General features: G+C 72.1%; 9 protein-coding genes and 1 tRNA gene. 9 read left to right on the forward strand and 1 reads right to left on the reverse strand.

The features are described 5' to 3' along the window. Positions 1-112 precede the first annotated feature (112 nt). From ACRWK8_RS04730 to tmk, 5 genes are all read left to right on the forward strand, one after another. Entirely contained in the window at positions 113-1,123 is a 1,011-nt protein-coding gene (locus ACRWK8_RS04730) for a hypothetical protein (protein ID WP_431868574.1), read from the forward strand. A 160-nt stretch (positions 1,124-1,283) separates the two neighbouring features. Further along, positions 1,284-1,961, forward strand: a complete 678-nt coding sequence (locus tag ACRWK8_RS04735) for a chaplin family protein (protein WP_378738824.1) — start codon at positions 1,284-1,286, stop codon at positions 1,959-1,961. A 320-nt stretch (positions 1,962-2,281) separates the two neighbouring features. Then, positions 2,282-3,619 (forward strand): hypothetical protein, encoded by a 1,338-nt coding sequence (locus tag ACRWK8_RS04740; protein WP_431868576.1) that lies wholly within the window; start codon positions 2,282-2,284, stop codon positions 3,617-3,619. Between the two features lie 712 nt (positions 3,620-4,331). Beyond that, positions 4,332-7,172 (forward strand): type I DNA topoisomerase, encoded by a 2,841-nt coding sequence (topA, locus tag ACRWK8_RS04745; RefSeq protein WP_378738819.1) that lies wholly within the window; start codon positions 4,332-4,334, stop codon positions 7,170-7,172. A 276-nt stretch (positions 7,173-7,448) separates the two neighbouring features. Next, entirely contained in the window at positions 7,449-9,557 is a 2,109-nt protein-coding gene (gene tmk / locus ACRWK8_RS04750; protein WP_431868579.1) for a dTMP kinase, read from the forward strand. Between the two features lie 137 nt (positions 9,558-9,694). Here tmk and ACRWK8_RS04755 read toward each other — a convergent pair whose 3' ends face one another. Then, positions 9,695-10,216 (reverse strand): pyridoxamine 5'-phosphate oxidase family protein, encoded by a 522-nt coding sequence (locus tag ACRWK8_RS04755; protein WP_431868581.1) that lies wholly within the window; start codon positions 10,214-10,216, stop codon positions 9,695-9,697. Positions 10,217-10,400: 184 nt separating this feature from the next. Between ACRWK8_RS04755 and ACRWK8_RS04760 the strand changes: the two genes are divergently transcribed. The 4 genes from ACRWK8_RS04760 (at position 10,401) to ACRWK8_RS04775 (ending at position 15,176) form a co-directional block, all read left to right on the forward strand. Further along, on the forward strand, positions 10,401-11,573 hold the full coding sequence (locus ACRWK8_RS04760; protein ID WP_378738812.1) for a DNA polymerase III subunit delta': 1,173 nt from the start codon (positions 10,401-10,403) through the stop codon (positions 11,571-11,573). A 152-nt stretch (positions 11,574-11,725) separates the two neighbouring features. Further along, complete coding sequence (locus ACRWK8_RS04765; RefSeq protein ID WP_431868637.1) at positions 11,726-13,276, forward strand: alpha/beta hydrolase; 1,551 nt, start codon at positions 11,726-11,728, stop codon at positions 13,274-13,276. A gap of 75 nt (positions 13,277-13,351) precedes the next feature. Further along, a tRNA-Thr gene (locus tag ACRWK8_RS04770) sits at positions 13,352-13,424 on the forward strand. Between the two features lie 114 nt (positions 13,425-13,538). Then, complete coding sequence (locus tag ACRWK8_RS04775) at positions 13,539-15,176, forward strand: right-handed parallel beta-helix repeat-containing protein (protein ID WP_431868583.1); 1,638 nt, start codon at positions 13,539-13,541, stop codon at positions 15,174-15,176. Positions 15,177-15,305: the final 129 nt, after the last annotated feature.

The raw sequence follows: 15,305 nt of genomic DNA on the forward strand, positions 1-15,305 counted from the left end.
CTAGTGTTGCTTTCAGTTCAGTGAGGCCTCCGTTCTCCGGAGCTTCGCGGTACGACCGTCAGCGGCGTCGCCGCACGGGACCGTCCAGCAGCAATGACACGAAGGGGCATCCATGGTGCTCGCGAGCCGAGGGTGGCTGGTTTCCTCCAGTCGCGCTGCTCGCAACGCCCGTGGTGCCTACGCTCGGTTGCTGCTCCTGTCCGGCATCGTCGCCGTCGCCTGGCTGGCCGGAGGAATGGGTGTCGCGCACAGCGAGACCGCCTCCGAGTCCGGCGGGCTCGGCGGTAGCGTCCTGGGCGTCGGTGAGCTCGCTGACCGCACCGGTCAGGCCGCCGACGAACTCCGGGACTCCAAGCTCTCCGACACCGCTCACCGGGCCGCCTCCTCCACGGAGGCCCTCACCGGCGGCGTCGTCCCCCAGGCCTCCTCGCTTCCGGGGAACGCGCTTCGGGAGACCGGCGCGGCGCTGGAGGAGAGTGCGGTGGGCGCGGTCGTCCACGACACCGGACAGGCCGTCGACGACACCGCTCGCGGGGCCACCGGCCTCGTCGCCGGGGTCGCTCGCACCGGTCAGGGGGTCGTCGACTCCACGGACGGGTCGTTGCGCGAATCCGCGCTGGTCGACAGTGTCGCCACCAGCCTGAACGACACGGTCGGGCGCGGTGGGATCGACTCCGTGACCGAACCCGGTGGTCCCCTGGGACTGCCGATCCTGGGCTCCGACGAGGAGCCCGCCGTCTCCGCCCCCGCCGCCGAGCGTTCCGACGCCGAGGAGCAGCGGGAGCGTGAGGAGCGGGTGGCCCGCGTCAAGGACGAGGTCGCCGCCCACGTCGCCCAGACCTCGTGGCGTGTGGCCAACGAGGTCGCGGGGAACGCCGGTGACACGGCCTCCGACGACGACTCCGCGGAGCGCGTCCGCCTCATCGGCGGCGGCTCCCAGCACCAGGTCGGGCCGGACACCACCGGTGCCTCCGCCCCGTCCTTCCCGGCACCCGGTGCCGCTGGATTCCTCATGGCCCGCGCCGGTCACATGGCGCTCCGGGCCCAGCGGGTCGCCCTTCCCGGCGACCCCACCCTGGTCGTCCGCGACGCCGCGGACGACCCCTCGTACTCCCCCGACTAGCCGCGCTCCCCGACCGCGGCCGGTCCGTGCGCCCTGCGCACAGCCGCCCTGCCGATTCCCGGTGGGCGTGCTCCCTTCCCAAGGCTCCACAGCCAGGGAACTCCGTCCGCGGTCAACACGAGTAGCCAGCAGGACCTCCTCGTCGACCAAAGGACAGCCGATGACCCAGTCAACCCACCTCCGCTTCGCGGCCCTCGTGGCCACCGGATTCTTCGTCGCCGCCAGCGGCATCGCCCACGCCGACACCACGACCAGCGGTAACGGGTCGCTCGGCGGCGGCAACCAGCTCGTCGTCGACGGCGACGTGCCGATCAACCTCTGCGGGAACGCCATCGCGGTCCTGGGCATCGCCGGTGCCAACTGCACCGACGGCGAGGCCAGCGTGACCGAGACCGGTACCCCGAAGAAGCCGGACTCCGGCTACGAGGGCTACGAGCCCGGCAAGCCCGGAGAGCCCGGCAAGCCGGGTGAGCCCGAGGAGCCGGGCACGCCCGAGGAGCCCGGCGCGCCCGGTGAGCCGGAGGAGGACAAGCACGAGCAGCAGAACCCCGACGACGACCCCGTCGTGGGGGAGCCCGAGGAGCCCGAGGGTGAGCAGGACAAGGGACGCGAGGACGGGCAGTCACCGTCCGAGGAGCCCTCGCCCGCCGCCCCGGGAACCCCCGAGCGGCCCGCGGACGCCGCCTCGCCCTCCGCTCCGCCCGCCGACGAGCAGCGGCTCGCCGTGACCGGCACCGACCAGAGCGGCCTCGCCGCACTGCTCGCGGGGGCGGTCCTCACGGTCGCCGCGGGCGTCGGACTCCTGCTCTTCGGCAAGCGCCGCAGGGCCCGGGCCTGATCAGCTCCCCGGGCCCCAGGGCCCGGGGGTTGACGCGAGTCCCGCAGCACCGGCCGAGGCCATGTGCTCGGGGTTCACGTCAGCCGCCGCTCAACCAGAGCGGAGCTGATCGACGGGGTGTGGACGTCCACGCGCATCCAGCGCAGACGGACGCCGACCACACCCACCAGACCGGCAGACCACGCACCGCCCAGGTGCGGAGCCGACCGGATGATCCCCGGCCTCGGCCGAAGGCCCGCATCCCATCCAGGGGTGTGGAACGGCCTGTGGCCCGCACAGACACCTTCTCATCAACTCGTTATCTCGAAAGGACTTCCCACATGCGTAAGTGGGCTAGCACCTCCGCGAAGTCCGTGCTCCTCGCGGCCGGCTTCGTCGCTCTGGGCACCGGCGTGGCCTTCGCCGACAGCGACGTCGCCACCAGCGGCAACGGTTCGGTTCTCGGCGGCAACCAGGCCGTCCTGAACGCGGACGTTCCCGTCAACGTCACCGGTAACGCCGTCGGCGCCGTCGCCGGCATCGCGGGTGCCTCCAGCACCGGCAGTGACGCGAAGGTGATCGACCACCACCACAACGAGGTCCACACCTCGGGCAACGGCTCGATCCTGGGCGGCAACCAGCTGGTCGTCGACGGTGACATCCCCGTCAACGTCACCGGCAACGCGATCGGCGCCGTCGGCGGCGTCGCGGGTGCCTCCAGCACCGGCAGCGACTCCAAGGTCCTCCAGGGCGGCCACGGCCACGGGCACAAGCACGGCCACAAGCACGGTGAGCCCGACGTCGCCACCTCCGGCAACGGCTCCCTCATCGGCGGCAACCAGCTCGTCGGTGACCTGGACGTCCCCGTGAACATCTCCGGCAACGCGATCGGCGCCGTCGGCGGCGTCGCGGGTGCCGCGGCCACGGACGCGGACGCGATCGTCCGCCAGAGCCACGAGGCCCCCGGCGTCGAGCACCAGTCCGCTCCGCTGACCACGGCCGACCTGCTCAGCGAGGCCGTCAGCAGCGCGCAGATCCTGCCCGACACCTCCGGCATCGACGCCGGCGTCCTCCGCCAGTCCGCCCCGGTCCGCGAGCACCAGGCCGCCCCGGTCCGCGAGCACCAGTCGATCGCGACCTCCGGCAACGGCTCCGTGCTCGGCGGCAACCAGGCCGTCGTGGACCTGGACGTCCCCGTGAACGTCGCGGGCAACGCGATCGGCGCCGTCGGCGGCGTCGCGGGTGCGGCCGCCACCGACAGCGACGCCGTCGTCAAGGAGGCCCAGCGCGACATCGCGACCTCCGGCAACGGCTCCGTGCTCGGCGGCAACCAGCTGGTCGCCGACGCCGACGTCCCGGTGAACGTCGCGGGCAACTCCGTGGCCGCCGTCGCGGGTGTGGCCGGCGCCAGCGCCACCGACGCCGACTCCAAGGTCGTGCACCAGAGCGCCGAGACCGAGCAGCAGTCCTCGGCCCTGAGCAGCCTCCCGGTCGTCGACCAGCTGCCCGAGGTGCCCGTCTCCGAGATGCTGCCCGTCAGCTACGACGTGAGCGAGACCGCCGCGCAGTCGGTCGAGAAGCACGCCCCGGAGCGCGCCGCCGAGCTGCCCGAGGCCTCCGAGATCCCGTCCGTCGACCCGGTCGGTGACCTGCTGGGCGCGGCCGGCATCGGCCTGTAGCTGCCAGAACAGGTTCCAGGGTCCGTACGGCGGACGCCTCCGGGCGTCCGGACACGGTCCGAAGGACCTGCGTGGGGGGTGGGCCCGTTCACGGCCACCCGCCGGACCAGGGGGAGTGCGGCCTCCCGTTCCGTTATGGAACGCGGTGGACTGCGGGAAGCCGAACCTCCCTGGCACGGCGGAGGCGGTGCGGCGGGACGGTGTCCCCGCGACCGGCGCCGAGAGAGGTGCCGTGCACGTCCGAAGTGAAGTGGTGGTGAGTCGCCTCCGCGCTCCCGTTCCGTTATGGAACGCGGTGGACTGCGGGAGGGTGGGGGTGACGACCGCCGAGCTCAGGACGTGAGCCGAGTCCTCCCGGGAATATCCGGGAGGACTCGCCGCATTCTGGAGGCGGGGACACCCTGAAGCCCTCAAGTGTGATGCAAGTCACTTTCGTGGGGTGTTCCAGGTGCTCGCCAGAGCAGGAAAAGGCTCGGGGGAGAGCGGCGCCACGGCCGGTGGTGCAGGTTACGGGCCGGTACCGGTTCGTGTTGCGCTTATTCTGCGGGTGCCGGTGGGAGACGGCCCGACGCCCACGCAGGGTGAGCCCCGAACGAGGGACGAGGCCCGCTCACCGACGGGGGAGAGCCCGTAGTTCGGTTACTGTCGGTTCCCACGGGAACCGAAGGACCGCGGCCGACAGAACACGTAAGGCTAGACGTAGGGGAACAGCGTGCCACCCACGAAGGGCAGCGCCGGCAAGAACGGCTCGAAGGACAAGGCAAGCCAGGGGGCGGGTACCGCCCTCGTCATCGTCGAGTCACCAGCCAAGGCGAAGACCATCGCCGGATACCTGGGGCGCGGCTACGTCGTGGAGTCCAGCATCGGTCACATCCGTGACCTGCCCACCAAGGCCGCGGAGATCCCCACCAAGTACCGGGGACAGCCCTGGGCCCGGCTCGGTGTCGACGTGGACAGCGACTTCGAACCGCTCTATGTCGTCAACTCCGACAAGAAGGCGCACGTCAAGAAGCTCAAGGAGCTCATGGCGGACGCCGACGAACTCCTCCTGGCCACGGATGAGGACCGCGAGGGCGAGGCCATCGCCTGGCACCTGCGCGAGGAACTCAATCCCAGGATCCCCGTCCGACGGATGGTCTTCAACGAGATCACCAAGGACGCCATCCAGCACGCCGCGAACAACACGCGTGAACTGAACACCCGCCTGGTCAGCGCGCAGGAGACCCGCCGCATCCTGGACCGTCTCTACGGCTACGAGGTCTCACCCGTGCTGTGGAAGAAGGTCATGCCGAAGCTCTCGGCGGGCCGCGTGCAGTCCGTGGCCACCCGTCTGGTGGTCGAGCGTGAACGTGAGCGCATGGCGTTCACCTCCGCCGAGTACTGGGACCTCAAGGCGCTCTTCGACGCCACCGAGGCCGGTGTCCCCGACGGCCCCTCCACCTTCCCGGCCACGCTGTCCTCCGTGGACGGCAGGCGCATCGCCTCCGGGCGCGACTTCACCCCCCAGGGCACCGTCCGCTCCGACCGCGACGTGCGCCAGCTGGACGAGGCCACCGCGCGGGGGCTGGCCGAGCGCCTGACCGGTGCCGGGTTCGCGGTGAAGTCGGTGGAGCGCAAGCCCTACCGCCGTTCGCCGTACGCGCCCTTCCGCACCACCACCCTCCAGCAGGAGGCCTCCCGCAAGCTCAACCTGTCCGCGAAGCAGACCATGCAGGTCGCCCAGCGGCTGTACGAGAACGGGTACATCACCTACATGCGTACCGACAGCACCACGCTGTCGGACAGCGCGGTCAAGGCCGCCCGCAACCAGGTGCGGCGCCTGTACGGCGGCGACTACCTGCCGGACAAGCCCCGCGTGTACGCCAAGAAGGTCAAGAACGCGCAGGAGGCCCACGAGGCCATCCGTCCCGCGGGCGACACCTTCCGCACCCCCAACGAGACCCCGCTGTCCGGACCCGAACTGCGCCTTTACGACCTCATCTGGAAGCGCACCGTCGCCTCCCAGATGAAGGACGCGGTCGGTGAGTCCGTGTCCGTGCGCATCGAGGGGACCTCCACCGACGGCGAGGTCGCCGAGTTCGCCGCCAGCGGCAAGGTCATCACCTTCCACGGCTTCCTCAAGGCCTACGTGGAGGGCTCCGACGACCCGGCCGCCGACCTCGACGACCGCGAGCGCCGCCTGCCCGCGATGTCCGAGGAGGACCCGGTCAAGGCGCAGAACCTGGAGGCCGAGGGGCACAGCACCCGGCCGCCCGCGCGCTACACCGAGGCGACCCTGGTCAAGGAGCTGGAGGAGCGGGAGATCGGCCGCCCCTCCACCTACGCCTCGATCATCGGCACCATCCTGGACCGTGGCTACGTCTTCAAGAAGGGCACGGCGCTCGTGCCGTCCTTCCTGGCCTTCGCCGTGGTCCAGCTGCTGGAGCGCCACTTCGGCAACCTGGTGGACTACGAGTTCACCGCGCGCCTGGAGGAGAGCCTCGACGACATCGCGCGGGGCGAGGCCGAGAGCCTGCCCTGGCTGCGCCGGTTCTACTTCGGCGGCGAGGACGCCGAGGGCAACCAGGAGACGGGGCTCAAGGAGCTGGTGGGCGACCACCTCTCCGAGATCGACCCCAAGGAGGTCAGCTCCCTCCCGCTGCCCGGGACCGACATCATGCTGCGGGTGGGGCGCTACGGCCCCTACCTGGACCGCGAGGGCGTCCGGGTGAACGTGCCGGAGGACCTGGCGCCGGACGAGCTGACCGAGGAGAAGGCGGAGGAGCTCTTCGCCCAGCCCAGCGGGGACCGCGAGCTCGGCCCCGACCCGGAGACCGGCCGCATGATCGTGGCCAAGTCCGGGCGGTACGGCCCCTACGTCACCGAGGTCCTCCCTGAGCCGGAGGAGCCCGAGGGCGAGACCAAGCCCAAGGCGAAGAAGGCCGCCAAGGTCAAGCCGCGCACCAGCTCGCTGCTGAAGAACATGGACCTGGACACGGTCACCCTGGAGGACGCGCTGCGTCTGCTGTCCCTGCCCCGCGTGGTGGGTCAGCTCGACGGAGAGGACGTCACCGCCCAGAACGGCCGCTTCGGTCCGTACCTCAAGAAGGGCACCGACAGCCGCTCCCTGGAGACCGAGGAGCAGATGTTCACGGTCACCCTGGAGGAGGCCCAGGCGATCTTCGCCCAGCCCAAGCAGCGCGGCCGCCGGGCGGCGGCCCCGCCCCTGCGCGAGCTCGGCGAGGACCCGGCCTCGGGTGCCAAGATGGTGATCAAGGACGGCCGGTTCGGTCCCTACGTCACCGACGGGGAGGTCAACGCCTCCCTGCGCAAGGGCGACGAGGTCGAGTCGATCACCGACGAGCGCGCCGCCGAACTCCTGGCCGAGCGCCGGGCCAAGGCCCCCGCCAAGAAGAAGGCGCCGGCCAAGAAGCCCGCCGCCAAGAAGGCGCCGGCGAAGAAGCCCGCCGCGAAGAAGACCACGACCACCACGGTCAAGAAGGCGGCGGCGAAGAAGCCCGCCGCCAAGAAGACCGGTGAGCCGAGGACGAGCGCGAAGAAGGCCGACGAGTAGTCGATCCGGACCCCCGACCGCGCACGCCCGGGTGCTCCCTCACGGGAGCACCCGGGCGTGCGGTCCTCCGGTGCGCGTCTCCCCGGCACCCCCGCCCCGGAGACGTGATGGATACGCGACGCGGGACCCTGTTCGGGGATGATCTTCCGTACTACGCTGTGAGTGACGGATGGGGACACGAAAACGTGTGTGAACCCTGAACGTTCCCCCCGAATCACCTGGACAGGCGAGCACGCCTGTCAGTTCCTATCCCCCTCGTAGATAATCTTGAGCGCTATGAGCAGATCTGCACCCCTGGGAGCGCCGGCCGAGGCGCAGAACGTCCTCGCGATCACACCCTTCAGAAGGCTGTGGATCTCGCTTTCCCTCTCCAGCCTGGGTGACTGGCTGAGCCTGCTGGCGTTGGTGTCCCTCGCGGCCATCTTCACCGCCGACGGCTCCCCCCTGGTCCAGTACCTCGCCGTCAGCGGCGTCGTCGCCATCAAACTCGCCCCTGCGGTCCTGCTCAGCCCCCTGGTGGGAGCCGTCGCGGACCGCCTGGACCGGCGGTGGACGATGGTCGGCGGCGACGTCCTGCGGGGTCTCCTCTACGTGTCGATCCCCGTGGTCGGCCTGCTGTCCTCCGGCTTCACCCTCCAGTGGCTGCTGATCGCGAGCCTCCTCGCGGAGATCGTCGCGCTCCTGTGGACCCCCGCGCGGGACGCCACCATCCCCACGCTCGTCCCCAAGCGGATGCTCGGCCAGGCCAACAAGCTGACCCTGCTGGCGACCTACGGCGCCGCGCCGGTCGCGGCCCTGCTGTTCGCGGTGCTGGCCTCGATCAGCAACCTGCTGGGCGCGCTCGTGCCGTCCATGGCCAACCCCGAGGCGGATGTCGCCCTCTACCTGAACGCGCTCACCTTCTTCGTCGCCGCGATCGTCGTCGCCGGGCTGCCGCTGCCCAGGCACGCGGTGTCCAAGGGGTCGCTGAGCCCCAACCGGGACGCGCACGTCCTCCGGGCGGTCGTCTCCGGCCGCGCGGCGGTCGGCGGCGGTTCGCTCGTGCGGGGTGTGGTGGTCGGCCTGGCCGTCACGGCCGCCGCGGGCGGTCTGGTCGTCGGTGTGGGCCGTGCCCACGTGGAGAACCTCGGCGCGGGCAACGCCGGGTTCGGTGTCCTGGTCGCGGCGCTCTTCCTGGGCCTGGGACTGGGGCTCGTCTCCGGTCCGCGCGTGCTCAAGCAGTTCAGCCGGCGCCGTCTGCTCGGCCTGGCCGTCGGTCTGGCCGCCCTGGCTCTGCTCTTCACCGGGGTCACCGGTGACATGGTGCTCTCCGCCGTCCTGGCCCTGGTCCTGGGGACCGGCGCGGGGCTGGCGTGGGTGACCGGGACCTCGCTGGTCAACGTGGAGGTCGAGGAGGAGCAGCGGGGTGCCGCGTTCGCCCTCCTGCACGGCACGGGAAGAGTGGCCCTGCTCGCGGGAGCCGTGCTGGCTCCCCTGGCCGCCGGGTTCGCCGGGGACCACGTGATCCCGCTCGGCGGCCCGCTCAGTTACGACCTGCACGGCAGCGGCCTGGTCCTGACGGTGGGCGGGCTGCTCGCCGTCATCGGGGCGGTCGTCGCCTACCAGCAGGTCAACCGGGACGACCCGGAGGCCGGGCCCGGCCTGGTCCCCGAGCTCTTCGCGGCCCTGCGCGGGATCACGCCCACCGCCGACGAGGAGGAGGACACCCGGATCACGGGCGCCTTCATCGTCCTGGAGGGCGGCGAGGGCGCGGGCAAGTCCACCCAGGTGCGCGAGCTCACGGTGTGGCTGCGTGACCAGGGCTTCGAGGTGGTGGGCACCCGCCAGCCGGGCGCCACCAAGCTCGGGATGCGCCTGCGCGGCATCCTGCTCGACCGCGAGAACTCGCACATCACCAACCGGGCCGAGGTCCTGCTCTACGCGGCGGACAAGGCCGACCACGTCGAACAGGAGATCCTGCCCGCGCTGCGCCGGGGCGCCGTGGTGATCAGCGACCGCTACGTGGACTCCCTGCTCGCCTACCAGGGCGCCGGTCGCGACCTGGAGGTCGAGGACGTCGGTCGGATCAGTGCGTGGGCGACCCAGGACCTGGTCCCGGACCTGACGGTCCTGCTGGACGTGCGCCCCGAGGACGGGCTGTCGCGTCTGGGCGGACCGGCGGACCGTATCGAGTCGGAGTCGGTGGAGTTCCACGCGCGGGTCCGCAAGGGCTTCCGCGAGCTGGCCGAGCGGGACCCGGACCGCTACCTGGTGCTCGACGCCCGTGAGCCGCAGGAGAAGATCACCCGGGAGATCCAGCGCCGGATGCGGCCGCTGCTGCCCGACCCGGTCGACTCCAGCTCCGAGGCGGTCACCGGCATGATCCCGGTGATCCGCCCCGAGTAGGACACGAGCAGGACCGGAGCGGGCACGAGCGGACCCGGTCCCCGGACCTGTGGGCCCCTCCCCGGCGGGAGGGGCCCTTCCGCTGTCCGGGGCCACCGGCGGCACCCGCCGGTGGCCCCGGGACGGCCGTCCGCGACTCAGGGGAACGTGTAGCGGGTCTGGCTGAACACCGGCGCCTTGCCGAAGGCGAGGGCCTTCACCGGGGCGACCCCGACGGTCAGGACCACGCCCCCGCGCACCGCGTCGGGGAGCCCGAACCAGGTGCCGCCCTCGGTGGTGACGGCAGTGCCGTACTTGTCCTCGTAGGCGCGGGCGACCCGGTCCAACCCGGCCGGGTCGTCCACCGGGACACCGGTGCCCTCGACGACCACGTCCGGGCCGCCCTCCAGCGCGTTGTCGCCCGTACTCAGGGCGCAGTGCGGGTTCGCGGCGAGGTTGCGGGCCTTGCGCTCCTCGCGCCCGGTGCAGAAGTACGGGGCTCCGTCCAGCCACACGCCCAGCAGGGGGGTCGCGTGGGGGCGGCCGTCGGGGCGCACGGTCGTCACCCAGTACAGGGGCGCGTCGGCCAGGACGGCGCGGGTCCGCTCCCAGGGGACCGCCGGTGAGCCGGGGCTGCCGAACTCCGGGCAGACCTCGGTCAGGGGTGTTCGTTCGTTCACGGAGACCACCTTCTTCCTCTCACCGGAACAGACTCCCGGAGGTGCGAGGACTCATCGGTGCGCCTCACCGTTGCGGGAAGGGCGGCCCGCCCGCCCGTGGAGGAGGGCCTGGGGAAAACGGTCCCGGGGTCGGTGGGGGCTCCTATTCTGGAGGAAGACATTCCATGTGCTCCGGGGGGCAAGCTTGACGGTCTTCGACGACCTCGTCGGCCAGGAGGCGGCGAGCGCACAGCTGGGCCGTGCCGTGGCGGGCGCGGCCGACCTCCTGGCCGGAGGACGCGGCGCCGGGATGACCCACGCCTGGCTGTTCACCGGTCCGCCCGGGTCCGGCAGGGAGGAGGCGGCGCGGGCCTTCGCCGCCGCCCTCCAGTGCCGGGACGGCGGGTGCGGGCACTGCGACTCCTGCCACCAGGTGCTCACCGGGACCCACCCCGACGTGCTGTACGTGCGGCCCAGCGGGTTGAGCTTCGGTGTGGCCGCCACCCGCGACCTCGTGCTCCGTGCCGGGTCCAAGCCCTCCGGCGGGAACTTCCGGATCGTGCTCTTCGAGGACGCCGACCGTGCCACGGAGGCCGCCTCCAACGCGCTCCTCAAGGCCGTGGAGGAGCCCTCCCCGCGCACGGTGTGGCTGCTGTGCACGCCGACCCCGGACGATCTCCTCATCACCATCCGCTCCCGGTGCCGCCTGGTCACGCTGGCCACCCCCGGCACCCGGCAGATCGTGGACGCCCTCGTCCAGCGCGACGGGGTGGACCGGGCCGCCGCCGAGGCCGCCGCCCGGGCCGCGGCGGGCCGGGTCGACCGGGCCCGGCAGCTGGCCACCGACCCGGAGGCGCGGCGCAGGCGGGAGGAGGTCCTGTCCATCCCGGCCGGGCTCGACGGGCTCGGGTCCTGTGTCACCGCCGCCGCCCGCCTGTTCGAGATCGCCGAAGAGGAGTCCAAGGCGCTCACCACGTCCCTCAACGAGAAGGAGAAGGACGAGCTCAAGGCGGCCTTCGGTGAGGGTTCCACGGGCAAGGGCGTGGCCAAGGCGGTCCGTGGCGCGGCGGGGGCGCTCAAGGACCTCGACGAGCGGCAGAAGCGCAGAGCCACCCGGATCAAGCGGGACTCCTACGACAGGGCCCTGCTCGACCTGGCCGCCTTCTACCGGGACGTGCTCACCCTCCAGTTGGGCGCGGCGGTGGAGCGGTCCACGGCCGAGCGTTCGGGGGACCTGGAGCGGATCGCCCGTTCCGGCACACCCGAGTCCACCCTGCGGAGGATCGACGCGATCATGGCCTGCCGTGAGCGGATCGCGGCCAACGTGCACCCGCAGATCGCCATGGAGGCCATGACCTCCGCGCTCCTGGCCGGATAGGGCCGGGGGCCGGTGCCGCCACGGCGACCGGGAGAATGGTCCGGTCACGCGTCGGCACGAGCGTGCGCGGCGACGGCGCCGTCCGAGGGCGCGCGTGGCCACGGGACTTCGAGTGAAGGCGGTTACGGGTGGGCACGAGGTATCGGGGTCCGTTGGCGGCGCTGCTCGCCGGGACGGTGCTGGTCTCCGGTTGCACGAGTGACGGTGGCGGTGACGCGTCCGGTGACGGGGACGACACCCGGGTGGCGGTCACCGAGCAGGAACTGGCGTGGGGCGAGTGCGAGAGCGGTCTGCCCGACAGCGAGTGCGCCGTCTTCGAGGTGCCGCTGGACTACGACGAGCCCGACGGCGAACGGATCGAGATCGCCGTCAAGCGCCTGCCCGCCACCGGTGACGACGTCACCGGCTCGCTGCTGGTCAACCCCGGTGGCCCCGGCGGCTCCGGACACGACTTCGTGGACCACGCGCCCTACACCGTCAGCGAGTCGGTGCGCGCGAGCTTCGACGTGGTCGGCTTCGACCCGCGCGGCGTCGGCCGCAGCACCCCGCTGACCTGTCTGGACGCCGAGGGGATCGACGACTTCCTGGGCACGGACTACGGCGACGGCGAGGGGGCGGACGACCTCGCGGACCTCGGCCCCGAGGGGCTGGCCGAGATCGAGGCCAACAGCCGGGCGTTCGTCGAGGCCTGCGAGGAGAACGACCCCGACCTGATGCGCAACATCGGCACCGCCGACGTGGCCCGCGACATGGACGTGCTCCGCGGCCTGCTCGGGGACGAGCGGCTCACCTACCTCGGCGCCTCCTACGGCACCCACATCGGCGCGCAGTACGCCGAGCAGTTCCCCGAGCGCGTGCGGGCCCTGGTGCTCGACGGCGCCGTCGACCCGAGCCAGGACCAGCTCAGCGTGAGCGTGCAGCAGGCCACCGGCTTCGAGACGGCACTGCGCTCCTTCGTCGAGGACTGCCTCACCCTGCCCGACTGCCCGCTCGGCGCCCGGGGCAGCACCGTGGACGAGGGCGTCGCCGCGCTGGACGCCTTCCTGGACGACGCCGCCGACGCCCCCCTGGCCAACGGCACCGGCGACGGCCGGGAGGTCAACCGGGCCCGCGCCGAACTGGGCGTGCTCGCCGCCCTGTACACGGAGAACTGGTGGCCGCGCGTGCGCGAGGCGCTCACCGACGCGATGGAGGACGGCGACGGCACCGGCCTGCTGCTGCTCGGCGACGACCTGTACGGGCGCGGGGACCTGGCCGAGTACGAGAACTCCACGGCCGCGCTCACCGCGGTGAACTGCTCGGACTCGGTCGCGCCCCGTGAGGTGGAGGCCTACGCCGAGGCGGCGGCCGAGGCCGCCGAGGAGTCCCCGATGTTCGGACCGATGCTGGCCTGGGGTGCGCTGACCTGCGCGTTCTGGCCGGAGGAGGCGGTGGCTCCGCTCGGGGAGCTCAACGCAGTCGGCGCCGACCCGATCATGGTGGTGGGCACCACGCGTGACTCCGCCACCCCCTACGCCTGGGCGGAGGCGCTCGCGGGCCAGTTGGACTCCGGCTTCCTGGTGACCCGCGACGGCGACGGCCACACCGGCTACCGGATGGGCGACACCTGCGTGGACACGGTCGTCGACGAGTACCTGTTGGACCTGGCCGTGCCCGAGGACGGGATGGCCTGCGCCAGCCATCTCGCGGACGACGCCGGATAGCGGCGGCCGGTTCGCGCCACTCGCCGGAGGCGCTAGACTGGTTTCTGCTTCGCCACGCGCACCGCGTGGCGGTGTGCCGCCTTAGCTCAGTCGGCAGAGCGATTCACTCGTAATGAATAGGTCATCGGTTCGATTCCGATAGGCGGCTCCGGCCAGAACGCCACCCCAGACCGGGGTGGCGTTTCGCGTTGGCGGGGTCCGACGGTGCGGGGCGTTACGGTACGTGTCAGCCACCCACTCCCCCCACACCGGGAGCCCTCGGATGTACACCGCCCGGATCTCACCGTCCGACCCGCGTGCCTTCGCCTCGTTGCGGGCGGTCCTGCACGATCCCCGCCACGCCGGTACGGACCTCTACCTGCACCTGGAGCCCGGCCTCTACACGGAGCCCCACTGCCTGGAGATCACCACCAGGGTCGTGGTCGTCCCTGTCGCCGGTCCCGGCAGCGTGGAGATCGCCGTCCAGGGGGACGACAGCGTGTTCGCCGTGGCCGGGGAGCGGGCCTCACTGGAGCTCTACGGCGTCCATGTCCGAGGCGCGGCGGGACATCCCGGGGTCCGGACCGCCCCCGGGACCCGGTTCAGGGCGATCGACACCGTGTGCTCGTCGGGTTCCCTGAAGATCCACGGGGACGGCACGGAGATCGTCAACTGCCGGTTCGAGGACGGGGGGCTCCACTGGCTGGGCGGGGCGGGCGGTGTCCTGCGGGACACGCACTTCCACAACGCGTTCCTCGCCTTCAAGGACGCCGTCGGCCCGACCGTCGGCTCCGTCGAGTTCAGCAACCTCGTCATGGGAGCCTTCGCCGTCGTCAGGTCCACGGTCACGGTCACCGACTGCGCCATGACCAACGGCGGGGTGGACGCGGACTTCTCCCTGGGGATCACGCAGGGGTCCGACGTCCGCGTCAGCGGCCTCTCGATCAGCGGGGGCGGCAGCGGCGGGGTCATGGTCACGGGCGAGGGCACCCGGGCCGTCCTCACCGACCTCCGCGTGAGCGACTGGGGGGAGGAGCGCTACGGGATCGCCGTCGGAACGGGAGCCGAGGCGCACCTCTCCTCGGGCCGGATCTCCGACGCCACGTCCACGGCCATGGCGGTGAAGGGCACGGCCACCGCCGACGGACTGAGCTTCGAGAACGTCCGGACCACCAACGTCCTCGTCGAGCGCGGACACCTCAGGGGCCGGAGGCTCCGTTTCCGGGGAATGGGGCAGTCAGCGATCCTCGCCTTCGACAGCCGGGTCGAGCTGTCCGACGTCGCGTTCGAGGACGCCCACCCGGACTCCTACCTGCCCCCCGCCGAGTCCGACCTGTACGGACGCGGGGTGAACGTGCGGGGAGGCCGACTGGAGGCGGACGGGCTCAGGGGCACGGACCTGGCAGGGCCGGTGGCCCTCGTGACCGGTTCCGAGGCGGCCCTGACCTCGGTGACCTCCGAACGCACGAGGGGCGCGGTCCTCGCTGAGGAGGGCAGCACGGTCACGGTGCGCGGGCTGGAGGCCACCGGGGACCACGGTGCCGCGGTCCGGGCGCGGACGGGCGCGACCGTGGAGGTCGTCGACGCCCGTGTCTCCGACGTCTCCGCCGTGGCATTGGCCGCGCACGAGGCGTCGCTCTCCCTGACCTCGGTGGAGGTGAGCGGCGCCAAGGGAGTAGGGGTGCTGGCCGACGAGGGCGGCACGGTCACGCTGGAGGACGTGGTGATCAGGGACGGCCGTCACGCCGGGGTGGGCGCCGCCGACGGCACGAGCCGGGTGGAGGCGGTGCGTTGCCGGATCGCCGGTAACGCGCGCGCGGGGGTGCGCGCCCATCCGCACGCCGTGGTCGAGACGCGGGACGTCACCTTCCGGGACAACGGCGGCGGGGACCGGGAGGACGTCCCCGGCCCCAAGGGGTGAACCCCGGGTGCGATGCGGTCGGGGAGGCCTCCGCCGACCTGCGGTCCGCGGGTTTCTGACCGACCCTGGCCACAGGTGTGTGCGTCGTCCCGGGTTCCCGGCGTCCCAGGTGGATACGGTACCTATCGC

This window comes from Nocardiopsis eucommiae (assembly GCF_965344335.1).
GTDB lineage: Bacteria > Actinomycetota > Actinomycetes > Streptosporangiales > Streptosporangiaceae > Nocardiopsis > Nocardiopsis eucommiae.

Excerpts from the sequence above, each read along its gene's own strand:
- ACRWK8_RS04740 (WP_431868576.1), top strand. The coding sequence starts at position 2,282 with ATGCGTAAGTGGGCTAGCACCTCCGCGAAGTCCGTGCTCCTCGCGGCC.
- tmk (WP_431868579.1), top strand. The coding sequence starts at position 7,449 with ATGAGCAGATCTGCACCCCTGGGAGCGCCGGCCGAGGCGCAGAACGTC.
- ACRWK8_RS04775 (WP_431868583.1), top strand. The coding sequence starts at position 13,539 with ATGTACACCGCCCGGATCTCACCGTCCGACCCGCGTGCCTTCGCCTCG.
- ACRWK8_RS04735 (WP_378738824.1), top strand. The coding sequence starts at position 1,284 with ATGACCCAGTCAACCCACCTCCGCTTCGCGGCCCTCGTGGCCACCGGA.
- ACRWK8_RS04730 (WP_431868574.1), top strand. The coding sequence starts at position 113 with ATGGTGCTCGCGAGCCGAGGGTGGCTGGTTTCCTCCAGTCGCGCTGCT.